21 protein-coding genes and 1 riboswitch are annotated in these 23,155 nt (G+C 41.8%); all 21 genes read left to right on the forward strand.

The window, feature by feature from the left end; genetic code table 11:
• Positions 1 to 250 precede the first annotated feature (250 nt).
• The gene (locus tag AJGP001_RS04560) at positions 251 to 772 is read left to right on the forward strand and encodes a DUF2179 domain-containing protein (RefSeq protein WP_058386945.1); all 522 of its coding nucleotides are present in this window, start codon (positions 251 to 253) and stop codon (positions 770 to 772) included.
• Positions 769 to 954 (forward strand): NETI motif-containing protein, encoded by a 186-nt coding sequence (locus AJGP001_RS04565; RefSeq protein ID WP_058386064.1) that lies wholly within the window; start codon positions 769 to 771, stop codon positions 952 to 954. Before AJGP001_RS04560 ends, AJGP001_RS04565 begins: the two co-directional genes overlap by 4 nt.
• Positions 955 to 1,042: 88 nt before the next feature.
• Positions 1,043 to 1,143: riboswitch (purine riboswitch) on the forward strand.
• Positions 1,144 to 1,281: 138 nt separating this feature from the next.
• On the forward strand, positions 1,282 to 1,770 hold the full coding sequence (gene purE / locus AJGP001_RS04570) for a 5-(carboxyamino)imidazole ribonucleotide mutase (RefSeq protein WP_078080209.1): 489 nt from the start codon (positions 1,282 to 1,284) through the stop codon (positions 1,768 to 1,770).
• On the forward strand, positions 1,767 to 2,891 hold the full coding sequence (purK, locus tag AJGP001_RS04575) for a 5-(carboxyamino)imidazole ribonucleotide synthase (RefSeq protein WP_071153245.1): 1,125 nt from the start codon (positions 1,767 to 1,769) through the stop codon (positions 2,889 to 2,891). The genes purE and purK overlap by 4 nt, the downstream gene beginning before the upstream one ends.
• A 16-nt stretch (positions 2,892 to 2,907) precedes the next feature.
• On the forward strand, positions 2,908 to 4,203 hold the full coding sequence (gene purB, locus AJGP001_RS04580) for an adenylosuccinate lyase (RefSeq protein WP_071153246.1): 1,296 nt from the start codon (positions 2,908 to 2,910) through the stop codon (positions 4,201 to 4,203).
• 16 nt (positions 4,204 to 4,219) lie between these two features.
• Positions 4,220 to 4,936, forward strand: a complete 717-nt coding sequence (gene purC, locus AJGP001_RS04585; protein ID WP_071153247.1) for a phosphoribosylaminoimidazolesuccinocarboxamide synthase — start codon at positions 4,220 to 4,222, stop codon at positions 4,934 to 4,936.
• Positions 4,933 to 5,187 (forward strand): phosphoribosylformylglycinamidine synthase subunit PurS, encoded by a 255-nt coding sequence (gene purS / locus AJGP001_RS04590; RefSeq protein ID WP_058386059.1) that lies wholly within the window; start codon positions 4,933 to 4,935, stop codon positions 5,185 to 5,187. Before purC ends, purS begins: the two co-directional genes overlap by 4 nt.
• A complete protein-coding gene (purQ, locus tag AJGP001_RS04595) occupies positions 5,184 to 5,867 on the forward strand; it encodes a phosphoribosylformylglycinamidine synthase subunit PurQ (RefSeq protein ID WP_049695147.1) in 684 nt (227 codons plus the stop codon). The genes purS and purQ overlap by 4 nt, the downstream gene beginning before the upstream one ends.
• Positions 5,851 to 8,076, forward strand: a complete 2,226-nt coding sequence (gene purL / locus AJGP001_RS04600; RefSeq protein ID WP_071153248.1) for a phosphoribosylformylglycinamidine synthase subunit PurL — start codon at positions 5,851 to 5,853, stop codon at positions 8,074 to 8,076. The genes purQ and purL overlap by 17 nt, the downstream gene beginning before the upstream one ends.
• Complete coding sequence (purF, locus tag AJGP001_RS04605; protein WP_038705370.1) at positions 8,052 to 9,473, forward strand: amidophosphoribosyltransferase; 1,422 nt, start codon at positions 8,052 to 8,054, stop codon at positions 9,471 to 9,473. The genes purL and purF overlap by 25 nt, the downstream gene beginning before the upstream one ends.
• Positions 9,474 to 9,485: 12 nt before the next feature.
• Positions 9,486 to 10,547, forward strand: coding sequence for a phosphoribosylformylglycinamidine cyclo-ligase (gene purM, locus AJGP001_RS04610; RefSeq protein WP_071153249.1), 1,062 nt, complete (start codon positions 9,486 to 9,488; stop codon positions 10,545 to 10,547).
• Positions 10,537 to 11,109 carry a phosphoribosylglycinamide formyltransferase gene (gene purN / locus AJGP001_RS04615; protein ID WP_071153250.1) on the forward strand — a complete coding sequence of 191 codons (573 nt, stop codon included), beginning with the start codon at positions 10,537 to 10,539 and terminating at the stop codon, positions 11,107 to 11,109. The genes purM and purN overlap by 11 nt, the downstream gene beginning before the upstream one ends.
• A gap of 32 nt (positions 11,110 to 11,141) precedes the next feature.
• Complete coding sequence (gene purH, locus AJGP001_RS04620) at positions 11,142 to 12,677, forward strand: bifunctional phosphoribosylaminoimidazolecarboxamide formyltransferase/IMP cyclohydrolase (RefSeq protein ID WP_071153251.1); 1,536 nt, start codon at positions 11,142 to 11,144, stop codon at positions 12,675 to 12,677.
• Between the two features lie 16 nt (positions 12,678 to 12,693).
• Positions 12,694 to 13,944, forward strand: a complete 1,251-nt coding sequence (purD, locus tag AJGP001_RS04625; RefSeq protein ID WP_071153252.1) for a phosphoribosylamine--glycine ligase — start codon at positions 12,694 to 12,696, stop codon at positions 13,942 to 13,944.
• Between the two features lie 308 nt (positions 13,945 to 14,252).
• Positions 14,253 to 14,846, forward strand: coding sequence for a GNAT family N-acetyltransferase (locus AJGP001_RS04630; RefSeq protein ID WP_058386944.1), 594 nt, complete (start codon positions 14,253 to 14,255; stop codon positions 14,844 to 14,846).
• A 147-nt stretch (positions 14,847 to 14,993) separates the two neighbouring features.
• Positions 14,994 to 16,724 (forward strand): adenine deaminase C-terminal domain-containing protein, encoded by a 1,731-nt coding sequence (locus tag AJGP001_RS04635; protein ID WP_071153253.1) that lies wholly within the window; start codon positions 14,994 to 14,996, stop codon positions 16,722 to 16,724.
• 5 nt (positions 16,725 to 16,729) lie between these two features.
• Positions 16,730 to 17,749, forward strand: coding sequence for a DUF3048 domain-containing protein (locus tag AJGP001_RS04640; protein WP_071153254.1), 1,020 nt, complete (start codon positions 16,730 to 16,732; stop codon positions 17,747 to 17,749).
• A gap of 32 nt (positions 17,750 to 17,781) precedes the next feature.
• A complete protein-coding gene (locus tag AJGP001_RS04645) occupies positions 17,782 to 18,102 on the forward strand; it encodes a YerC/YecD family TrpR-related protein (protein ID WP_008432175.1) in 321 nt (106 codons plus the stop codon).
• A 75-nt stretch (positions 18,103 to 18,177) separates the two neighbouring features.
• On the forward strand, positions 18,178 to 18,882 hold the full coding sequence (gene pcrB, locus AJGP001_RS04650; protein ID WP_071153255.1) for a heptaprenylglyceryl phosphate synthase: 705 nt from the start codon (positions 18,178 to 18,180) through the stop codon (positions 18,880 to 18,882).
• A 28-nt stretch (positions 18,883 to 18,910) separates the two neighbouring features.
• Positions 18,911 to 21,124 carry a DNA helicase PcrA gene (gene pcrA, locus AJGP001_RS04655; RefSeq protein ID WP_058386049.1) on the forward strand — a complete coding sequence of 738 codons (2,214 nt, stop codon included), beginning with the start codon at positions 18,911 to 18,913 and terminating at the stop codon, positions 21,122 to 21,124.
• A 15-nt stretch (positions 21,125 to 21,139) separates the two neighbouring features.
• Positions 21,140 to 23,146, forward strand: a complete 2,007-nt coding sequence (gene ligA, locus AJGP001_RS04660; protein ID WP_071153256.1) for an NAD-dependent DNA ligase LigA — start codon at positions 21,140 to 21,142, stop codon at positions 23,144 to 23,146.
• Positions 23,147 to 23,155: the final 9 nt, after the last annotated feature.

Below are 23,155 nucleotides of genomic sequence, written 5' to 3' on the forward strand. Positions count from 1 at the left end.
CCGACTACCGCCACGTTACCTAACTAATTTTATAAAAATTCTATTATCTCTACAAAGAGCCAATTGATAGTTACTCGCTATAGCCAATTTGATGTGCTAACGTTTGGAGTAGAAAAATATGAAGCATTAGACAAACACTTAATACACAAGGCTTTTCTCTCTTGCATTCTTAAGATTTTTAACATAGTATGAAAATTAATTGTTAATGAAAATCAGAGGGGTGTAGAGATTGGATATAAACCCATGGATTATGGTGCTAATAATTTTTTCGATCAATATTGTGTATGTAACTTTTTTCACATTGCGAATGATTATGACGTTAAAAGGCTATCGCTATTTAGCAGCAGCCGTTAGTATGGTAGAGGTTGTTATATACATAGTAGGACTTGGATTGGTTCTTGATAATCTTGATCAAATTCAAAACTTGGTTGCTTATGCATTAGGTTATGGATCAGGGGTTGTTATCGGTTCTAAAATCGAGGAAAAAATGGCTCTTGGTTATATTACGGTAAACGTTATTACGAGTGAAGCCGGAGAGTATTTGCCTAAGCAACTTCGCGAAAAAGGCTACGGTGTCACGGATTGGAATACCAATGGGCGTGACGGGGATCGGCAATCGATGCAAATTTTAACTCCGCGAAAAATGGAACTAAAGCTATACAAAGCGATTCAAGAACTCGATCCAAAAGCTTTTATTATTGCGTATGAACCTAAAACAATTCATGGCGGATTTTGGGTAAAGTCAGTGAAAAGGGGTAACTTATTTAAATGAGTAAGAATACAGTGTGGTTTGAAGTTGAAGAACATGAATCTATTTCGGAATGTCTGGATCGGATGAAAGCGGAAGGCTACGCAGCAGTTGGACGAAAAGAGGAGCCTCTGTTTCAGGAAGTAAATGGCCAACCAGTACCTATTAGGCAAATCGTCAAGTTTAAAGGAGATAAACTAGAATAAAGATAAGTCAGACCTTATAAAGACGAACGATTAAATAATTGTATAACTTATTGTTCGACTTTATCATTGACGTAGTTTCGTCGTCTTGTTATGATAAGTGAGGATACCCCATATATGCAGAAGAATTGGCTTCTGCGTCTCTACCAGGACACCGTAAATGTCCGGACTATGCGGGAAAGCAACTTATTGGTCGTAAAGCGAAGGATGTGCTTCTTTATGCCATCATTTAAAATTCGTATCATTTACAGTCCTTAAGTAAACTGCTTTTCACGTAATGTGAGCAGTTTACTTAAGGACTTTTTATTTTTTAAAAGGAGAGTGCAATCGATGAATCCGCGAATTGGCGTCATTATGGGAAGTACGAGTGATTGGGAAACAATGAAGCATGCGTGTGATGTATTAGATGAACTGGGGTTAAGCTACGAGAAGAAAGTGGTTTCAGCACACCGGACACCGGATTTAATGTTTAGCTATGCAGAACAAGCACGTGAACGTGGATTGCACGTGATTATTGCAGGGGCAGGCGGTGCTGCTCATTTGCCAGGTATGGTAGCAGCCAAAACAACTTTACCAGTTATCGGTGTACCTGTTCAATCAAAAGCGTTAAACGGCTTAGATTCCTTATTATCAATCGTTCAGATGCCTGGCGGAGTTCCAGTGGCGACTGTCGCTATCGGCAAAGCTGGAGCTGTAAATGCGGGGTTACTAGCAGCGCAAATACTGGGGACGGTAGATGAGCAGGCAGCACAAGCATTGCAGGAAAGAAGAGATCGCATCACAGCAGCAGTTCTAGAAAGTTCGGGGGATTTGGTATGACAAAAACCATATTACCTGGACAAACGATTGGCATTATCGGCGGCGGTCAATTAGGACGCATGATGGCGCTTGCTGCAAAAGAAGCAGGATTTAAAATTGCTGTTCTCGATCCAGCTATGGATTCACCAACAGGTCAAGTTGCGGATATCCAAATTGTTGCACCGTTTAATGATCAGCATGCGTTAGAAGAGTTAGCTGAAGTGAGTGACGTCATTACTTATGAGTTTGAAAATATAGATGTAGAAGGGCTATCAAAATTAGCAGAAATCGCTTATGTGCCGCAAGGTTCTGAATTGATTCGTGTGACACAAAATCGAATTGTTGAAAAACAAGCGATTTCTGAAGCTGGTGCTGTCGTGGCAGATTATGTTACAGCTTCTACGTTTGAAGAGTTAAAAGAAAAAAGTAGTCAATTGTCATTTCCATTCGTTGTGAAAACAGCACGAGGTGGGTATGACGGCAAGGGGCAACAAACTGTTTCTTCTATAGAAGAACTTTCTTTAGCCAAAAGATTATTCACAAATGGCGAATGTGTTGCTGAAGCTTTTGTAGAATTTACAAAAGAAATTTCCGTTATTATTCAACGCAACGTACACGGTGAAACAGCTATTTTGCCGATTGGTGAAAATATTCATAAAGACCATATTTTGCATGAGACGATTGTTCCAGCAAGAATCGATAAAAAGACAATAGATGAGGCGAAAAAAGCAGCTGAGAAAATTGCGACTCATCTCAATATGGTAGGCACATTAGCCGTTGAAATGTTCGTGTTAGAAGACGGTGGCATTATCGTCAATGAATTGGCGCCACGTCCTCATAATTCAGGTCATTATTCAATCGAAGCGACAAACATATCGCAGTTCCATCAACATATCCGTGCCATTTGTGGCTGGCCACTAAGACAGCCAATCCTTTGGTCTCAAGCAGTAATGGTCAACGTGTTAGGTGAGCATGTCGCGCCACTTGCTTCAAAAATAGCACAATTTCCAAATTGGTCGATTCATTTGTATGGAAAAGACGAAGCAAAGCAGAAACGGAAGATGGGACATGTTACGATATTAACGGAAGACTTAGAGGCAACTTTAGGTGAAATAGATAGATCTGGCATTTGGCCAGAATAATTGGAGGAACTAATTTATGATCGCACGTTACACAAGACCCGAAATGGGCGCAATTTGGACAGAAGAAAACAAGTACAATGCATGGCTAGAAGTAGAAATCCTAGCATGTGAGGCTTGGGCTGAAATTGGAGATATTCCAAAAGAAGACGTAGCCAAAATTCGTAAAGACGCTTCTTTTTCAGTAGATCGCATTTTGGAAATTGAAGAAGAAACACGTCATGATGTAGTTGCTTTCACAAGAGCAGTATCCGAAACGCTTGGCGAAGAACGCAAATGGGTTCATTACGGCTTAACTTCAACAGACGTTGTTGATACCGCATTGTCTTACTTGTTAAAACAAGCAAACGTCATTATCCGTAAAGACTTAACAAACTTTATCGGAATTCTTGCGAATAAAGCAAAAGAACATAAAATGACGGTCATGATGGGCCGTACACATGGTGTGCATGCAGAACCAACAACTTTCGGTTTGAAACTTGCATTATGGCACGAAGAAATGAAACGTAACTTAGAACGTTTCGAAGCGGCAGCAGCTTCAATTGAAACAGGCAAAATGTCTGGTGCAGTTGGAACGTACGCTAATATTGATCCATTTGTTGAAGCATATGTTTGCAAAGAGTTAGGTCTTGCAGCATCACCTATTTCCACACAAACATTGCAACGCGATCGTCACGCACAGTATTTAAGTGTACTCGCATTGATTGGTTCATCTGTTGAGAAATTTGCGACAGAAATTCGCGGATTGCAAAAATCGGAAACACGCGAAGTAGAAGAGTTTTTCGCAAAAGGTCAAAAAGGTTCTTCTGCAATGCCGCATAAACGCAACCCAATTGGTTCTGAAAACATGACGGGTCTTGCACGTTTAATCCGTGGATACATGCTAACAGCTTACGAAAACGTATCTTTATGGCACGAACGCGACATTTCGCATTCATCAGCAGAGCGTGTGATTTTACCAGATGCAACGATTGCGCTTAACTACATGTTAAATCGTTTCGGTAATATCGTGAAAAACTTAACGGTGTTCCCTGAAAACATGAAACGCAATATGGATTCAACACTCGGATTGATTTATTCACAGCGTGTGTTGTTGGCATTGATCGATAAAGGGATGGCTCGCGAGGCAGCTTACGATACCGTTCAGCCATGTGCGATGGAAGCTTGGGAAAACCAAACGCATTTCCGCAAAATTGTGGAAGCAAATGACACGATTACAGCTAAACTATCTAAAGAAGAGTTGGATGATTGCTTTGATTACAATCACCACTTGCAACAAGTAGACATGATTTTCAACCGACTTGGATTAAACTAAACGGGGGCTTCTGAAAATGGAAAAAGGTCAGCTATTGTACGAAGGAAAAGCAAAACGTCTGTATGCAACGGATGAACAGGGAATTTTGTGGGTGGAATATAAAGATTCAGCAACGGCTTTCAACGGTGAGAAAAAAGAAGAAATTACCGGGAAAGGCATTTTGAACAATAAAATCACGTCACTGATTTTCACAAAATTGCAGGAAGCAGGCATTGCGTCTCATTTCGTTAAGCAATTGTCTGATCACGAACAATTGGTGCAAAGTGTAAGCATCATTCCATTGGAAGTAGTGGTCCGGAACATCACAGCGGGCAGCATGGCCAAACGTCTTGGCATTGAAGAAGGCGTGGCCATTAGCCGTCCGGTTGTGGAGTTCTATTTGAAAGATGATGAATTGGGCGATCCACTAATTACAGATGATCATGTTGATATGCTAAAGCTGGCAACTGCAGAGGAAGTGGCAGTGCTCAAGCAAAAGGCACGCGAAATTAATGGAGTGTTAATCGGCTTTTTTAAAGAAATTGGCGTAGATCTTGTTGATTTTAAAATTGAATTTGGCCGAGATGAAAATGGTCAAATCTTATTGGCAGATGAAATTTCGCCGGACACTTGCCGGCTTTGGGATATGAAAACAAAACAAAAGCTTGATAAAGACGTATTCCGCCGCAATCTCGGGAATTTGACAGAAGCGTACGAACTCATTTTAACTCGTCTAGGAGGACAACACTCATGAAAAAAGTAAAAGTATACGTAACATTACGTGAAAGTGTATTGGACCCACAAGGTTCTGCAGTTATGGGCTCTCTTCATAAAATGGGCTATGATGAAGTGGCAGATGTACGAATTGGCAAATACCTAGAATTGGTTATTGAAGACAGCGAACGCAATGTAGATTCTTTAGTAAATGAATTATGTCATCGACTTTTAGCAAACACTGTAATTGAAGATTACCGTTATGAAATTGAGGAGGTTGTCTCGCAATGAAATTCGCAGTAATTGTTTTCCCAGGCTCGAATTGTGATTTGGATATGTACCATGCGGTCAAAGATGAATTAGGTGAAGAAGCAGAATACGTATGGCATGACTCAAAAGATTTGAGCAGCTATGACGGGATTTTACTACCAGGCGGATTTTCATACGGCGATTACTTGCGCTGCGGCGCGATCGCTCAATTCTCTGGAGTCATGGATGAAGTAAGAAAAGCAGCTGAAGCAGGCAAGCCGGTTCTTGGAATCTGTAATGGTTTCCAAATCTTAACGGAAGCGGGCCTTTTGCCAGGCGTTCTTTTACGAAATAAAAACTTGAAGTTCATGTGCCGTACTGTTGGATTGAAAGTAGAAAACAACAATACCTTGTTCACAAATGAATACGAACAAGGTGAAGAAATCCAAATTCCAATCGCTCACGGAGAAGGCAATTATTATTGCGATGATGCGACATACAATCACCTTAAAGAAAACAATCAGATCGTCTTTACGTATGCAGATGATTTTAACGGCAGTCGAAACAACATTGCAGGAATCATCAACGAACGCGGAAACGTGCTAGGCATGATGCCGCATCCTGAACGTGCAGTATCAGAGTTAATCGGCGGCAAAGATGGCTTGGCTTTATTTAGATCAATCGTTAAACAGTGGAGGGAATCACATGTCAGTCATGCTTGAACCAAATGCTGCTCAAATAAAAGAACAAAAAGTATATCAACAAATGGGCTTATCGGACGCGGAATTTGAAATGGTTGAAACGATTTTAGGAAGATTGCCAAACTACACGGAAACAGGTTTGTTTTCAGTTATGTGGTCTGAGCATTGTTCGTATAAAAACTCGAAACCCGTTCTTGCGAAATTCCCGACTAAAGGTGAACGTGTTCTTCAAGGACCTGGTGAAGGTGCTGGGATTGTCGACATCGGTGACGGACAAGCGGTCGTTTTCAAAATGGAATCGCATAACCACCCATCGGCTATTGAACCTTATCAAGGAGCGGCTACTGGAGTTGGCGGCATTATTCGTGACGTTTTTTCAATGGGCGCACGTCCAATTGCCTTACTTAACTCATTACGCTTTGGTGAATTAACAACGCCGCGAGTAAAATACTTGTTTGAAGAAGTTGTTGCGGGAATTGCGGGATACGGAAACTGTATCGGAATCCCAACAGTGGGCGGAGAAATTCAATTTGATGAATGTTACGATGGCAATCCATTAGTGAACGCGATGTGTGTCGGATTGATTAATCATGAAGACATTCAAAAAGGAATTGCAAAAGGTACAGGTAACCCGGTCATGTACGTTGGCGCTAAAACAGGACGCGACGGCATTCACGGAGCCACTTTTGCTTCTGAAGAACTAACAGACGGCTCAGATAAAAACCGTCCTGCAGTACAAGTGGGTGACCCGTTTATGGAGAAACTGTTACTTGAAGCTTGTTTAGAACTAATCAAGTCAGATGCATTAATCGGGATTCAAGATATGGGTGCTGCTGGACTGACTTCTTCTTCGGCCGAAATGGCTTCTAAAGCCGGATCTGGTATTGAAATGGATTTGGATCACATTCCACAGCGTGAAACAGGGATGACAGCATACGAAATGATGCTTTCTGAATCTCAAGAACGGATGTTAATCGTGGTTAAAGCAGGTCGTGAGCCTGAAATCGTTGAGTTGTTCGAGAAATACGGGTTAGATGCCGTGACAGTTGGTACGGTAACAGATGATTCGACATTGCGTTTAAAACATAAAGGTGAAATTGTTGCAGAAGTTCCTGTTGACGCACTTGCAGAAGATGCGCCGGTTTACCATAAGCCTTCAGCTGTACCTGCGTACTTTACAGAGTTCCAACAAATGGACAACGTAGAGCCAAAAGTAACGGATTTCAATGAAACCTTAACAGCTTTATTAAAACAACCGACGATTGCTTCTAAAGAGTGGGTTTATGATCAATACGACCACCAAGTGCGTACAAGCACTGTGGTAAGCCCAGGGTCGGATGCGGCAGTTGTACGCGTTCGCGGAACAAACAAAGGTTTAGCCATGACGACGGATTGTAACTCGCGCTATATTTATCTAGATCCAGAAGTGGGCGGTAAAATTGCGGTAGCAGAAGCAGCACGTAATGTTGTCGTATCAGGTGCGAAACCACTTGCCATCACGGATTGCTTAAACTTTGGGAATCCAGAAAAACCAGAAATCTTCTGGCAGTTAGAAAAAGCAGCAGACGGTATGTCTGAAGCATGTACCATCTTAGATTCTCCAGTTATCGGCGGAAACGTCTCGTTATACAATGAAACAAACGGAACGGCTATTTATCCAACACCAACAATCGGTATGGTCGGACTTGTTGAAGACCTTGCACATGTAACAACGCAAGACGTTAAAACACAAGGCGACTTTGTTTACTTGATTGGTGAAAGCTTTACAGAATTTGGCGGAAGTGAATTACAGAAGATGGTCGAGGGACGTATTTTCGGTAAAGCACCAGCGATCGATTTAACAGTCGAAGCAAAACGCCAACAAGAAATTTTATCGGCGATTCAACAAGGACTCGTTGCATCTGCACATGACGTTGCTGAAGGTGGCGTGGCTGTCGCATTGGCTGAAAAAACCTTTGGTAACGGATTAGGCATGGAAGTCACGTTGTCTGGATCCCCAACAACTGCTTTGTTCAGCGAATCGCAATCACGCTTTGTGGTAACAGTTAGCCCAGAAAACGCAGAGCAATTCGAGAAAGTCGTAACAGATGCTAAGAAAGTCGGCCAAGTCACGGGAGACAAATTTGTAATTAACGGTGAAGACGGTACGACTTGGATCGACGAATCCGTCGCAACGCTTCGCTCAGCTTGGAAAGGAGCTATCCCATGCTTGCTGAAATCAGAAGCTTAAATGAAGAATGTGGTGTCTTTGGAATATGGGGACATCCGAATGCGACGCAATTGACGTATTACGGATTGCACGCTTTACAACACCGCGGTCAAGAAGGCGCTGGAATTGTTTCAACTGATGGAGAAGGCCTACGTCCGTTAAAAGGTGAAGGTATGGTCAGTGAAGTGTTCACGCCTGAAAAAATAGAGAAAATAGCAGGACATGCCGCAATAGGGCATGTTCGCTATGCAACAGCAGGGGGCAGCGGCATTGAAAATGTTCAGCCTCTCCTCTTTAATTCAACTACCGGTAGCTTGGCAATTTCACATAACGGAAATTTAGTTAATGCCACACAATTAAAAGGGCATTTAGAGCGTCAAGGAAGTATCTTCCAAACAACTTCAGATACAGAAGTATTGGCTCACCTGATTAAACGAAGTGGCTATGCGACGTTTGAAGAAAAAGCAAAAAATGCATTATCGTTATTAAAAGGTGCTTTTGCATGTGTGATTTTGACGGAAGAAGCGATGTATATTGCGCTAGACCCGAATGGTTTGCGTCCATTATCACTTGGTAAATTGGGCGATGCGTGGGTGACGGCTTCTGAAACGTGTGCGTTTGATATTGTGGGAGCAGAATTTGTTCGATCAGTTGAGCCGGGCGAATTTTTAATCATTACGAAAGACGGCATGCGTGCAGAACGCTTTGCTTATCCAGAAGAGCGTTCAATATGTACGATGGAATATGTATACTTTTCTCGTCCAGACTCGGATATCGATGGTATCAACGTTCACGCTGCGAGAAAACGTCTAGGCGTGCAATTAGCAAAAGAAGTACAAATTGAAGCGGACGTTGTCACAGGTGTTCCGGATTCGAGTATTTCAGCTGCAATTGGCTACTCGGAACAAAGCGGCATACCATATGAGCTCGGCATGATTAAAAACCGTTATGTCGGACGTACGTTTATCCAACCTTCACAAGATTTGCGCGAACAAGGGGTCAAGATGAAACTTTCGCCAGTGCGTCAAGTTGTGAAAGGCAAACGTGTGATTATGGTGGACGATTCAATTGTTCGTGGTACAACGTCACGACGCATTGTCAACTTACTAAAAGAAGCAGGTGCGACAGAAGTACATGTGGTCATTAGTTCACCTCCAATCAAAAATCCATGTTTTTATGGTATTGATATTAGTACAGCAGGTGAGCTCATCGCTGCTAACAATACAATAGAAGAAATGCGTGAAATTATTGGTGCAGATTCGTTAACATTCTTATCAGTTGACGGTATGGTTCAAAATATTGGACGTACAGATCCCGGATCAAAATGTGGACATTGCTTAGCTTGTTTTACAGGAGAATACCCGACCAATATTTATCCCGATACAGTATTACCGCACGAAAAAGAAAAAGTGAAATAAGGGGGAACCGGTGTGTCAAAAGCATATGAAAAAGCAGGCGTTAATATCGAAGCTGGCTATGAAGCAGTAAATCGCATGAAATCGCATGTAGAACGTACAGCGCGTAAAGGAATGCTCGGTGCGTTTGGTGGATTTGGTGGCATGTTCGATTTGTCTGAGTTGAATTTGAAAGAACCGGTTCTTGTGTCTGGAACAGATGGCGTTGGTACAAAATTAAAGCTTGCGTTCATGGCAGATCGTCACGATACAATCGGCATCGATTGCGTAGCAATGTGTGTCAATGACATCGTTGCACAAGGTGCAGAGCCTTTGTTTTTCTTAGATTATATTGCAGTAGGTAAAGCAATTCCTGAGAAAATCGAACAAATCGTTAAAGGTGTAGCAGATGGCTGTGTGCAATCAGGTGCGGCACTTATTGGCGGAGAAACGGCAGAAATGCCAGGACTTTATGAAGAAGATGAATACGATATTGCTGGATTTGCGGTTGGAGCTGCGGAGAAATCCAAAATCGTAACTGGCGAAAAAATCGCAGCAGGAGATGTGTTAATCGGACTTGCATCTAGCGGCATTCATTCAAACGGTTATTCACTTGTGCGTCAAATCGTCTTTGAACAAAATCAATTTACACTAGATCAACAAGTTGAAGGTTATGAAGCGCTTGGACCAATTGGTGAAGCGTTGTTAACTCCTACAAAAATTTACGCAAAAGCAGTAGCTGCGATTGGCAAGGAGATTGAAATTCACGGTATGGCACATGTGACAGGTGGCGGATTTATCGAGAACATTCCACGGATGATGCCAGAAGGCTTAGGCGCGGAAATTTCTCTTGGCAGCTGGCCAGTACTTGATATTTTCAAGTTGCTGAAAGAAAAAGGCGAGTTGGCAGACCGCGACTTGTACTCAGTTTTCAACATGGGAATTGGTTTTGTTCTAGCTGTAGCACCTGAAGATGCAGAAAAAGTGTTGGAAATCGCTAAAGCGAATGGTGAACAAGCTTTTCAAATTGGCCGTGTTTCAAGCTCGCAGGGTGTTCAATTCCAAGGTCAACAGGATGGCACATTAGATGAAAACTAAAACAAAGATTGCTGTTTTTGCATCTGGCAATGGCTCTAATTTTCAAGCCATTGCAGACGCAATTGCGGCTGGTAATTTAGAGGCTGAACTCATGCTTGTTGTAACCGATAAGCCAAAAGCATTTGTATTAGAACGTGCGAAAAAAGCAGGCGTAGCCTCTTTTTCCTTTATTCCTTCTGAATACGATTCAAAACAATCTTACGAAGAGATGTTGAAGGGAAAATTGCAAGCACTTGGAGTGGAATGGGTGGTCCTTGCAGGCTATATGCGTTTGATAGGTCCGGTTTTACTTGAAGCATATGAAAATCGCATTGTGAATATTCATCCTTCTGTTTTGCCAGCGTTTCCAGGTAAAGACGCGATTGGTCAAACACTCGCCGCAGAAGCAATAAATGCAGGTGTCACTGTACATTATGTAGACGCTGGAATGGATACAGGTCACATTATTGCACAACAATCATTCCCGGTATTAGGTCGTGGACGTGAAAAAGTCGAGCAACAGATCCATCAGATTGAACATGAATTATATCCTGCAACATTGCAGCAATTATTCGACCGGTAAACTGTCGGTCTTAATCTATAGGAGGACTATTTGTGAAAAAAAGAGCATTACTCAGCGTATCGGATAAATCAGGGATTTTGGAATTTGCACAGGAATTGGAAAAAATGGGCTATGAACTGTTATCGACAGGCGGCACTAAAAAATTTCTTGAAGAAAACGGCGTTGCGATTACAGCCGTAGACGAAGTTACGAAATTTCCAGAAATTTTAGGTGGACGTGTAAAAACCTTGCATCCGCTTGTACACGGTGGACTATTAGCCAAACATGATGATGCAGAACATCAAAGTCAAATGGCTGAAAACGGCATTTCGCCGATTGATATTGTCTGCGTTAATTTATACCCGTTCCGTGAAACCATCGTAAAACCAGACGTGACAGTTGATGATGCGATTGAAAACATCGATATTGGCGGTCCAACCATGTTGCGTTCTGCTGCAAAAAATCACGCATACGTTACAGTCATTGTCGATGCGGCTGATTACGCTGAAGTATTGACGGAATTACAAAACAAACAATCTACAACTCCTGAAACGAGACGACGTTTAGCAGCAAAAGTCTTCCGCCATACAGCGGCTTACGATTCATACATCTCTAATTATTTGACTGACTTGACAGGTGAAGAATATCCGGATCAATTGACGCTTACGTACGAATTGTCTCAAACGCTTCGTTACGGTGAAAATCCTCATCAAAAAGCTGCTTTTTACCGTAGTCCGCTTGGCTCAAGTTTCTCAATTGCCAACGCACATCAAGTACATGGCAAGGAATTATCGTACAACAATATTCAAGATGCCAATGCTGCTCTTCAAATGATTAAAGAATTCAAAATGCCAGCAGCAGTTGCTGTCAAACACATGAATCCATGTGGTGTTGGTACAGGTAAAACAATCGCGGATGCCTTTGGTAAAGCTTATGAAGCAGATTCAACGTCAATTTTTGGTGGAATTGTTGCTTTAAATCGTGAAGTAGATGCGGATACAGCCAAACAATTAGCGACGATTTTCTTAGAGATTATTATTGCACCATCATTTTCTGATGAAGCAATTGAATTGCTGACCCAAAAGAAAAATATCCGTCTATTAACGATTCCATTCGATAGTAAAATTAGCGACAAATGGAACACGGTAACAGTAGAAGGTGGATTATTAATTCAACAACCAGATGTTTTTGGCTATGACGATGCGGCTATTCAAGTTGCTACAGATCGTCAACCGACAGCAGCAGAGCTTGAAGCGTTGAAACTGGGCTGGAATGTTGTAAAACACGTAAAATCCAATGCCATTGTTGTATGTAATTCGGAAATGACTTTAGGAATTGGTGCAGGTCAAATGAACCGTGTTGGTTCTGCTAAAATTGCGTTAGACCAAGCAGGCAGTGCTGCAGAAGGTGCAGTTATGGCATCAGATGCGTTCTTCCCGATGAATGATACAGTAGAAGCAGCTGCAAAAGCAGGCATAAAAGCGATTATTCAACCAGGTGGTTCGAAAAAAGATCAAGAGTCGATCGATAAAGCGAACGAATACGGAATTGCTATGGTCTTTACGGGCGTCCGTCATTTCAAACATTAATCGGGGTGAAACAAGTATGAAGGTATTGGTCATTGGAAGAGGTGGGCGAGAACACGCCATCGTCCGTCAGTTCTCGAAATCTGCTTCGGTCACTAAAGTTTATGCAGCTCCAGGCAATGATGGAATGCGGGAAGATGCTGAAGTCCTTGCTATTGATGAAATGGATTTTGCAGGTCTTGCAGAATTTGCAAAAGAGCAGCAAGTCGATTTTAGTTTTGTCGGGCCTGAACAGCCTTTATCAGAAGGAATCGTCGACTTTTTTGAAGCCAAAGGATTGCGCATTTTTGGTCCGTCTAAAGTGGCTGCGCAAATTGAAGGCAGCAAAGCTTTTGCAAAAGAATTGATGAAAAAATACGGAATTCCAACTGCTGGCTATGAGACTTTTACAGAAACTGCATCAGCTATTGAATTTGTTCGTCACCACGGTGCTCCGATTGTCATTAAAGCGGATGGACTTGCGGCTGGGAAAGGTGTCGTTGTGGCAATGACGGAAGAGGAAGCTGTTTTTGCCATTAATGACATGTTAGAAGGGCAAAAGTTCGGAGACTCTGGCTCAAAAGTGGTTATTGAAGAGTTTTTAGACGGTGAAGAATTTTCGTTTATGTCTTTCGTTCATAGCGGTCAAATTTATCCAATGGTCATTTCGCAAGATCATAAACGAGCTTACGATGGAGATCGTGGACCAAACACAGGGGGAATGGGCGCCTATTCACCTGTTCCACAAATTTCACAAGCAATTGTGGATCAAACCTATACTGAAATTGTAGAACCTGCAGTTAAAGCGATGGCGTCTGAAGAAACACCGTTTAATGGCATCCTTTATACAGGTGTTATTTTAACGAAAAAAGGTCCAAAAGTGATTGAATTTAATGCGCGTTTTGGCGATCCGGAAACGCAAGTTGTCTTACCACGCATGAAGTCAGATTTCGGGCTATTCATGGATGCCATTTTAAAAGGTCAACCGGCTGAACTAGAGTGGGACGAACAAGCCGTACTTGGTGTTGTTGTTGCAGCTGATAATTATCCAGAGACTGTTAAAAAAGGTGCATGCTTACCAGACTTGACGAAACTCACTGGAGTGGAAGTAACTCACGCGGGAACTAAGCTGTCATCTGGCAAGTACGTTGGAAACGGAGGACGTGTGCTGCTCGTTTCAGCAAATGGTTCTTCTATTCAAGACGCTCAGAGAAAAGTTTATGAACAGTTGAACAGTGTAGAGTGGAACGGCTTTTTCTACCGGACAGACATTGGATGGCGTGCAAAATAATTTTATCTCACATTAATGGCCAGTAGTAATTTTACTGGCTATTAATGTCTAATTGGATCATCTAATATTCAAGAGAAAAAGCTGCTAAATTGAAGTTTATATACATATATGCTATACTGGTTGATGACACAAATTCGACAAGAAGATGTGTCATTTTTGTTTTATTGTCTGCCCAATAGGCAATGATTCTAAAGTTGAGGATTTTCAACAGCCCACTTTTACCTCTATATAAACTCCAGAATGACAAACCTATGAAGACCCCAGAAACAAAATTAGCAGGGCATTTAAAAATTGAAGGGAGACAAACTATGAATTGGTATGAAAAATTAAATCAGTATTTTCCAGTTGAAGAAATGAAGTCGAAAGAGCATATGGATGCATTATTAAAAGAAAAAGGGAGCGTCTACTACAAAGATGAGGGTCCTTATCATGTCTTAATGTATGCAGAGTTCCCGCATTTCACATTTGTAGACTACTTGTTTGTGTCAAAAGAATCCCGTGGAATGGGTCTTGGCAGAAAGACTTTGCAGATGTTGAAAGACAAGAAAAAACCCATCATTCTTGAAGTTGAGCCAGTCAATTACGAAGATACTGACACGGAGAAACGTCTGCGATTTTATGCGCGCGAAGGATTTGAACATGCGTCATCTATTGGCTATTGCCGTCGTTCATTAGCAACAGGTGAAGAAAATTCCATGGAAATTTTGTACTGGACGCCAAGCGGTGAAACAGAAGAACAGATTTTCGAAGGCATGCAAAAAATGTACGAAGACATCCATACGTATAAAGATGAACAATTTTACGGAGAATCATATGATTCTGTTACGGATGTTTTGACTTTCCAAGAAGAAGAGAAAAAAGACGTTTTAAAACCTTTTAGCGATCCAATCAATAATCAGTAGCTGATAAAAAATCCACGCGCTATGCGTGGATTTTTTGTGTCCTGAGTAACTTAAAACATGCTTGTTTTTACAGGGAATAACTGTATTTCATTGTATAATTATGCTACGATATTAAGTATTGAACTATTAGAAAGTAGGTGCCGGCAAATGGTAAATCCGTTATGGAAGAACACAGAGATTCGAAATCAGTTGAAGATTGTTACAAAAGAAATCGCGCCGGATCTCGTTTTGATAAATGCAACGTACCTTCACGGGATTTTTAAGAAATGGGTAACAGGTACTATATGGATTTCTGGAGATCGTATTGTTTATGCTGGGAAAGAAATGCCGAAAATTGACGATGCTACTGAAGTGGTTGATATGACGGATAAACTTATCGTTCCAGGATACATAGAACCTCACGTTCATCCTTCACAATTGTATAATCCACAAAGCTTTGCAGATTATGCGGCTCAAGGAGGAACGACAATGTTCCTTTCGGACAACTTAACCTTCTTTTTAGCGCTAGAAAACAAGAAAGCGTTTTCATTGCTAGATCAATTAGCGAAATTGCCATTTAGCTTTTATTGGTGGACACGTTTTGATTCGCAGACAGAATTGAATAATGAAGATCAGTTATTTACTTCCACATCAGTGGGCGAATGGTTAGATCGCCAAGATGTATTACTTGGTGGGGAACTGACGGGTTGGCCAAAACTAATGGCAGGCGATGATCAGATGTTGTATTGGATTCAAAAAGCCAAAATGGGCTTGAAAAAAATCGAAGGTCATTTCCCAGGTGCTTCGGAAAAGACTCTGGCGCGGATGAGGCTGCTTGGAGCTGATGGAGATCATGAGGCGATGACGGTAGATGAAGTCGAGATGCGTTTGCTTCATGGCTATGGCGTTACACTTCGGCATTCTTCGATTCGACCTGATCTGCCAAATCTTTTAAAAGGAATTGTCGAGCGAGAGTTAAACGTTTTTGACAAGTTAATGATGACGACTGATGGCTCAACTCCAGCCTTTCATGTAGACGGGGTTATGGATTTGTGCATTAAAATTGCACTTGAGGCCGGTGTGCCACCGATTGATGCGTATATGATGGCGTCTTATAACGTGGCACGCTACTACAATGTAACAAGCTTGCATGGTTTAATCGCAACAGGGCGTTACGCCAATTTGAATATTCTCGATAGCATGGATAATCCGGTGCCATCTGGGGTTATCTCAAAAGGCGTATGGCTGAAAAAAGATGGAAAAAAAGTTCAATCTTTGTCGAATATCGATTGGTCGATTTTGCCTGACCTTGATCTTGACTATGAACTAACTGAAGGTGATTTCCAATTTTCGATGCCTTTTGGAATTGAAATGATTAATGATGTCATTACGAAACCTTATACGGTCAGTGTTGATACACATGACGCCAACTTATCAAAATCGCATGATGAAAGCTTTTTGATGCTTATCGATAAAAAAGGACAATGGCGTGTGAATACGTTGATTAAAGGTTTTGCACCGGGCTTGGACGGCTTCGCTTCTTCGTATACCAGTACAGGTGATATTATTCTGATCGGAAAAAATCGCGAAGATATGTGGCTTGCGTTTAACGAATTAAAGCGCATTAAAGGTGGTATTATTCTGACCGAAAACGGCGAAATTATCGAATCTCTGCCGCTGCCTTATGGCGGTGTGATGTCAAATCTGCCAATGGAAGAGTTGATTGATCAAGAGAAAGCATTAAAAAAGTCATTAAACGAACGTGGTTATAAGCATGGTGATGCGGTTTATACGTTATTGTTTTTGCAGGCAACTCATTTACCATATGTACGGATTACGCAAAAGGGCATTTACGATGTCATGAATAAAAAAATCTTGTTTCCATCATTTATGAGGTAAGCGATATGAAAAATTGGGTTTTTACGTTGCTAGTCCTCGGAGTACTAGTAGCATTTACTACAGGCTTTTGGCTGATTATGAAAAAGGATCCCACTGAAGAGCCAGTGGGGGACCAGGTTTTAACGACTGCTCCGTTCACGGGAGAACGGGCAGTGCCACCAACAAATCGCCGAACTGTCATGGCGGTCATTAATAATCATCCAGATGCCCGCCCGCAGACGGGGCTGACAAATGCAGACATGGTCTTTGAAATGATTGCCGAATATGATATCACGCGGTTTGTTGCGCTTTATCAAAGTGATTTTCCAGAAACACTGGGGCCAATTCGTAGTGCACGGGAATATTTTGTCCAACTGGCCGCGGCATACGATGGCTTTTTTGTAGCTCACGGCTATAGTCCAGATGCCAAAGTACTGCTAGAATCTGGAGTGGTTGATCATGTCAATGGTATCCAACATGACGGAACTTTATTTCAGCGATCATCTGACCGAGTGGCGCCTCACAACTCCTATATCTCAATGGAAAATGTTTCAAGAGCCATGAAGATTACGCAAGCTTCTACGGAATACAGTGGGAAATCGCTTTATTATTTCTATGACTCGTTCGAAAATGCTAAACTAGAGGAACAGGCTCTTTCGGTAAGTGTGGAGTATGGAACAAATGAGCTGTTTTTTAGTGACTATGCCTATGATAGAGAAACGCATTTGTATAGCCGGTCTTCCGGTGGCAAACTAACGACCGATAAAGAAACATCAGAAATTGTCGAAGTTTCAAATATTTTAGTGTTTGAAGCGCCTCACCAAACGATCGATTCGAAAGGGCGCCAATCCATTGATTTGACGAATGGTGGAGCGGCTTTACTTTTCCAAGCAGGAGGCGTTCGTGAAATAGAGTGGAGTTCACTTGATGGAATGCTCGTGCCAACTGCAAATGGAGAGCCGGTAAAACTAGTGCCAGGAAAAACGTGGATTCATATCGTTCCGACTGCCCCAGGAATAGAGCAAACTGTCAGCTATACGCATTGATGATCAGAGCAAGGAAAGGATGTTGAAGCTGCATGCAAGTCGACAAAATAAGAGGCCATCAGACAGATCAGTTGATTGAAGCTGTTTTGGCTTTAAAAGATAAAGAAGAGGCTTATCGCTTTTTTGATGATTTATGCACAATTAGTGAAATCCAATCGATGTCCCAGCGTTTGGAAGTAGCACATATGCTGCGCATGAAAAAAACATATGAAAAAATAAAGAACGAAACAGGCGCGAGTACTGCAACAATTTCTCGTGTGCGCCGTTGCTTGAACTACGGCAATGACGCTTATGATGGAATGTTGGAACGTCTGTATCCAGATGAAAAACCATTTGAACTTCCAAAAGACTGAACAGAGAGCCGACTCTGTTCGGTTTTTTTGTTATACTAAATAGATGATAACTGAGATAAAGTTAGGTGATAAATGGTGGATTTCAAAACATGGCAACATGTCTTTAAATTAGATCCGGCAAAAGAGATCACAGATGAACATTTGGAACGAATTTGCAGATCCGGGACTGATGCCATCTTGATTGGTGGCAGTGATCATGTCACACTCGACAATGTCCTTTGCTTAACAGAACGTGTACAGCGCTACGATGTGCCACTCGTGCTCGAAGTTTCAGCAATTGCCGCTGTGGCGCCTGGCTTTGATTATTATTTTATCCCAACGGTTTTAAACAGCGACAATCCACTGTGGATTAAAGGCCTTCATCATAGCGCAATTCGTGAATATGGCGAAATTTTAGATTGGGATGAACTGATTCCAGAAGGCTACTGTATTCTAAACGCTGACTGTAAAGCAGCAAAACTAACCGGAGCAAAAACAGATTTAACGACAGAAGATGTTTTGGCATATGCGCGCATGGCTGAACATTTTTTCCGTTTGCCTATTTTTTACTTGGAATACAGCGGTATGTTTGGTGACATGGAGTTAACAGAAAAAGTGAAAAGTGTTCTATGTGAAACCCGCTTGTTTTATGGCGGGGGCATTGATTCAGCAAATATGGCAAAAAAAGCATCTGCAATTGCGGATACCATTGTTGTCGGCAACATCATATATGAAAGTATCGAAAAAGCGATGGAAACCGTCGAGGCAGTTGCGGAAACGGCTGATGAATCGTTATACTAGTAAGAACAAATGTTCGAGGTGGTGCGAAATGGAATTGATAACAAAAAGTTTACTAAACGGAATGAATCCGGAACAAGCAGAAGCAGTCAAAACGACAGAAGGTCCTCTACTAATCATGGCAGGTGCGGGATCAGGTAAAACACGTGTATTGACGCACCGTATTGCTTATTTGGTGCTAGAAAAGCAAGTGTATCCATCTAATATTTTAGCCATTACGTTTACCAATAAAGCAGCGCGTGAAATGCGTAACCGGATTGATGGCTTATTAGGGCATGGAACCGGACAACGCATGTGGGCTTCTACGTTCCACTCAATGTGTGTACGTATATTGAGACGCGATATCGATAAGTTAGGAATGTCGAAAAGTTTTTCGATTTTAGATACGACAGACCAATTGACTGTTATTAAAAATGTCTTAAAACAACAAAATTTAGATCCGAAAAAATACGAACCGCGAACAATGTTAAATGCGATTTCATCTTCAAAAAACGAATGCATTGATGCATCGCAGTTTGCAGCGGACATGAATCAATTTAATCCGTACGAAAAAACAGTATCGGATGTTTATACAGCATATGAAAAACGCTTGAAGAAAAATCAGTCACTGGATTTTGATGATTTGATTATGACGACGTTGAATTTGTTTAATACCGTTCCTGAAGTATTGGAATACTATCAAAATAAATTCCATTATATCCATGTAGATGAATACCAAGACACGAACAACGCCCAGTATCAGCTGGTTCAAAAATTAGCGAGCAAATTCAAAAATATTTGTGTGGTTGGCGATTCAGATCAGTCGATTTATCGCTGGCGTGGAGCGGATATCACGAACATTTTGTCGTTTGAGAAAGATTATCCAAATGCGAAAGTCATTATGCTTGAGCAAAATTATCGCTCGACAAAGCGTATTTTGCAGGCAGCTAATGACGTGATTCAAAAAAACACCAGCCGCTATCCGAAAGAATTGCGGACTGATAACGACGAAGGTCCAGCAATCACTTTGCATAAAGCAGGAGATGAGCGACAGGAAGCACAATTTGTTGTTCAAACGATCCAGCGGTTAATGGAGGAAGAACAATACAAAACTTCTGATTTTGCGATTTTGTATCGTACGAATGCGCAGTCACGAATTATGGAGGAGATGTTCGTTAAATCGAATATGTCTTATACCATCGTTGGCGGAACAAAGTTCTACGACCGTAAAGAAATTAAAGATTTACTGGCGTATCTGCGCTTGATCGCCAACAACGACGATGATTTGTCTTTAGCTCGTGTCATCAACGAGCCAAAGCGTGGAATTGGGGCAACTTCATTCGAGAAAATGGCACGTTTTGCGATTGAACAAGATCGTACGATTATGGATGCATTGCAAGAAGCTGACTTTATGGGGTTAACACCGAAGACGGCACAGACAGCTTTGGAATTCCGCGCGATGATCGATAGTTTTACGCAAATGCAAGAGTATTTATCCGTAACGGAATTGGTAGAAGAAATACTGAAGAAATCGGGCTACCGCCAAATGTTGCAAAACGATAAAACCATAGAAGGCGAAAGCCGTTTAGAAAACTTGGAAGAGTTTTTATCCGTCACGAAAGCTTTTGAAAAGCAAAGTGACGACAAATCATTAGTCGCTTTCTTAACCGATTTAGCATTGATTTCGGATATCGATTCATTAGATGACGAAGAAGATGCAGACGGCCCGATTATTTTAATGACGATGCACGCAGCAAAAGGATTGGAGTTTCCTGTCGTATTCATCATTGGACTGGAAGAAAACGTCTTTCCGCATTCGCGATCAAATAACGATGACGAAGAATTAGAAGAAGAACGTCGTCTTGCTTACGTAGGCATTACGCGTGCGGAACAGCGATTGTATTTGACGCATGCTTCTTCACGCACATTGTTTGGGAAAAGTAATTTCAATATGCCTTCACGGTTTATTTCGGAGATTTCAGAAGAGCTGATTGAACAAACACGAGCGCACCATCGTGCTGGTGCTGCAACCAGTTATCGACAAGTACCGAAACGACCCGCTGTAACGCGTCCTAGCTATAATCAGTCAGGCAGTGAAAAGTTGGGTTGGAAAACGGGCGATAAAGCAACGCATAAAAAATGGGGTACCGGAACGGTCGTTAGCGTTAAAGGCGAAGGCGAACAAACCGAACTTGATATTGCCTTTCCAAGTCCTGTCGGCATTAAACGTTTATTGGCGAAATTTGCGCCGATTGAAAAAGTATAATCGGGAGGAAACTAGATGGATCGCTTAAAAGCAGAACAACGTGTAAATGAATTAAACGAAATGCTTCGGAACTATGGTCATGCTTATTATGTACTCGATAAACCGGCCGTTCCGGATGCAATATATGATCAATTACTGAATGAATTAATCGACTTAGAAACGCTTTATCCTGATCTGGTTTTCCCAGATTCACCAACTCAACGTGTTGGCGGAGCACCACTTTCAACTGTCGATAAAGTCACGCATGAACGTCCAATGCTCAGTTTATCTAATGTTTTTGACGAAAAGGATTTACATGAATTTGATAAACGAGTACGCAGTGGTGCAGGTGATAAGATTGAGTATGTTTGCGAGCTGAAAATTGATGGTCTTGCGGTATCACTGTTGTATGAAAACGGTAAATTCGTCAAAGGAGCAACACGCGGAGACGGTCGCATTGGTGAAGATATCACAGTTAATCTGCGAACCATCCGTACTATCCCACTCAAATTAAAAGAAGCCGTCTCGCTTGAAGTGCGCGGCGAAGTCTTCATGCCCAAAAAATCCTTCCATGCCTTGAACGAAGAGCGTGGTGAACGAGGCGAAGAGCTATTCGCCAATCCACGAAACGCTGCGGCAGGATCGCTACGTCAATTGGATCCTAAAATTGCAGCGAGCCGAAATTTGGATGTTTTTATTTATGGAATTGGTGGCGACGGGGAAACATATAATTTATCAAACCACGATGAATCCCTTGATTATCTTGCAGGTCTCGGCTTTAAAACAAATAAAGAACGCCGAGTGTGTACGACTGTTGAAGAAGTATTGGCGTATATTGAAAAGTGGACTGACAAACGAAATGACTTGCCCTATGAAATTGACGGCATCGTCATTAAAGTCAATCAATTTTTATACCAGCAAGAACTTGGCTTTACAGCGAAAAGTCCAAAATGGGCAACAGCTTATAAATTTCCGGCAGAAGAAGTAATGACGACTGTACGCGATATTGAATTGAGTGTTGGGCGAACGGGAGTTGTGACACCAACGGCGATATTAGATCCAGTATCGGTTGCAGGAACGACTGTGCAACGTGCTTCTTTGCACAACGAAGATTTGATCAAAGAAAAAGATATTCGAATTGGCGATAAAGTGATCATTCGAAAAGCGGGAGACATTATTCCAGAAGTCGTAGCTGTCATTCTTGATCAACGAACTGAAGAAGAACTGCCTTTTGAAATGCCGACTCATTGTCCGGCATGTGATAGCGAGTTAGTTCGCATCGAAGGAGAAGTTGCGCTTCGCTGCGTCAATCCGCAATGTCCGGCACAAATCACAGAAGGACTCATTCACTTTGTGTCACGTAACGCGATGAATATTGACGGGCTTGGTGAAAAAGTGATTGAGCAATTGTACCGGGAAGGCTTGGTTCACGACATTTCTGATATTTACAAGCTAACAAAAGAACAATTGCTAGAACTGGATCGCATGGGTGACAAGTCTGCATCCAACTTAGTAGCAGCGATTGAGGCTTCTAGAAGCAATTCGATGGAGAAATTGTTGTTTGGTCTGGGTATCCGCCATGTTGGCGAAAGAGGAGCGCGTATTTTATCCGAACATTTTGGAACGTTAGCACAATTAATCGCAGCAACAAAAGAAGAACTAGTCGAAATACATGAAATTGGCGAAAAAATGGCGGATTCTATCGTGATGTATTTTGATAGTGAAGAAGTTCGTGCATTGGTGGAACGTTTGCACGAAGCGAACGTCAATCTAACTTATACGGGTACACGAGTACGTATCGAAGAAGGTGCAAATGCATTTGCAGGAAAGAAAATTGTTTTGACAGGTAAGCTGGAACAAATGACTCGTCAAGAGGCTAGCGCTCAAATTGAGGCGCTTGGAGGCAAGCTGTCAGGCAGCGTGAGCAAGAAAACAGATTTGCTTATTGCAGGTGAAGAAGCAGGTTCAAAGCTCGATAAAGCGCGCGAGCTTAAAGTAGAGATTTGGGACGAAGCACGTCTCGTTGAGGAATTGAACAAATAAGGAGATTTT

Source organism: Planococcus faecalis, assembly GCF_002009235.1.
In the GTDB taxonomy this organism is placed as follows: Bacteria; Bacillota; Bacilli; order Bacillales_A; family Planococcaceae; genus Planococcus; species Planococcus kocurii.

Bases quoted from the DNA above. Each gene is read 5' to 3' on its own strand.
- ligA (WP_071153256.1), top strand. From the start codon at position 21,140: ATGGATCGCTTAAAAGCAGAACAACGTGTAAATGAATTAAACGAAATG.
- pcrA (WP_058386049.1), top strand. From the start codon at position 18,911: ATGGAATTGATAACAAAAAGTTTACTAAACGGAATGAATCCGGAACAA.
- purQ (WP_049695147.1), top strand. From the start codon at position 5,184: ATGAAATTCGCAGTAATTGTTTTCCCAGGCTCGAATTGTGATTTGGAT.
- purK (WP_071153245.1), top strand. From the start codon at position 1,767: ATGACAAAAACCATATTACCTGGACAAACGATTGGCATTATCGGCGGC.
- purN (WP_071153250.1), top strand. From the start codon at position 10,537: ATGAAAACTAAAACAAAGATTGCTGTTTTTGCATCTGGCAATGGCTCT.
- AJGP001_RS04630 (WP_058386944.1), top strand. From the start codon at position 14,253: ATGAATTGGTATGAAAAATTAAATCAGTATTTTCCAGTTGAAGAAATG.
- AJGP001_RS04565 (WP_058386064.1), top strand. From the start codon at position 769: ATGAGTAAGAATACAGTGTGGTTTGAAGTTGAAGAACATGAATCTATT.
- AJGP001_RS04560 (WP_058386945.1), top strand. From the start codon at position 251: ATGGTGCTAATAATTTTTTCGATCAATATTGTGTATGTAACTTTTTTC.
- AJGP001_RS04645 (WP_008432175.1), top strand. From the start codon at position 17,782: ATGCAAGTCGACAAAATAAGAGGCCATCAGACAGATCAGTTGATTGAA.
- purS (WP_058386059.1), top strand. From the start codon at position 4,933: ATGAAAAAAGTAAAAGTATACGTAACATTACGTGAAAGTGTATTGGAC.
- purC (WP_071153247.1), top strand. From the start codon at position 4,220: ATGGAAAAAGGTCAGCTATTGTACGAAGGAAAAGCAAAACGTCTGTAT.
- purL (WP_071153248.1), top strand. From the start codon at position 5,851: ATGTCAGTCATGCTTGAACCAAATGCTGCTCAAATAAAAGAACAAAAA.
- AJGP001_RS04640 (WP_071153254.1), top strand. From the start codon at position 16,730: ATGAAAAATTGGGTTTTTACGTTGCTAGTCCTCGGAGTACTAGTAGCA.
- purD (WP_071153252.1), top strand. From the start codon at position 12,694: ATGAAGGTATTGGTCATTGGAAGAGGTGGGCGAGAACACGCCATCGTC.
- purB (WP_071153246.1), top strand. From the start codon at position 2,908: ATGATCGCACGTTACACAAGACCCGAAATGGGCGCAATTTGGACAGAA.
- purE (WP_078080209.1), top strand. From the start codon at position 1,282: ATGAATCCGCGAATTGGCGTCATTATGGGAAGTACGAGTGATTGGGAA.
- AJGP001_RS04635 (WP_071153253.1), top strand. From the start codon at position 14,994: ATGGTAAATCCGTTATGGAAGAACACAGAGATTCGAAATCAGTTGAAG.
- purF (WP_038705370.1), top strand. From the start codon at position 8,052: ATGCTTGCTGAAATCAGAAGCTTAAATGAAGAATGTGGTGTCTTTGGA.